Annotated in this window: 1 pseudogene; it reads right to left on the reverse strand. The window is 59.9% G+C overall.

The annotated features are described in order from the left end of the window. Positions 1–451 (reverse strand): annotated as a pseudogene (locus OKA11_RS24505) (transposase); the annotation flags it as partial. Positions 452–516 lie beyond the last annotated feature (65 nt).

Here is a 516-nt window from a genome sequence, read left to right on the forward strand (position 1 = left end):
TAGCCGAACCGGCGACGCTGGTTTGCCAGTTCGCGCAAGCGCTCCCGTAGAGCGCCATCATCGCTCCGCCGGGAACGGTAACGCACGCTCTTGCGATCGGCATCTAGGACACGGCACGCCCGCCGCTCGCTCATCCGATGGAGCTCCATCAAATGCGCGACGGCTTCCCGTCTTGCAGCGGGCGTTACCAGTTTTTTGACAGCAGATCCTTCAGCGCAGCGTTATCCAGCATGCTGTCAGCAAGGAGCCGCTTGAGCTTCGCATTCTCGTCTTCGAGAACCTTCAGGCGCTTGGCTTCCGATACCTCGAGCCCTCCGTACTTCGCCTTCCAGTTGTAGATCGTCCCTTCCGAGATGCCGTGACGACGCGCCAGGTCGGCTGTCTTGGCCCCAGCCTCGGCCTCCTTCAGTACCCCGATGATCTGCTCTTCCGTAAAACGTGCTCTCTTCATCTCGTCCGTCCTTCTCTCAGGCCAGACTCTAATCGCTCGTGGAGGAAATCTAAGGGGTCACGTCA

It is taken from the genome of Novosphingobium clariflavum, assembly GCF_026420865.1.
Taxonomy (GTDB): Bacteria; Pseudomonadota; Alphaproteobacteria; order Sphingomonadales; family Sphingomonadaceae; genus Novosphingobium; species Novosphingobium clariflavum.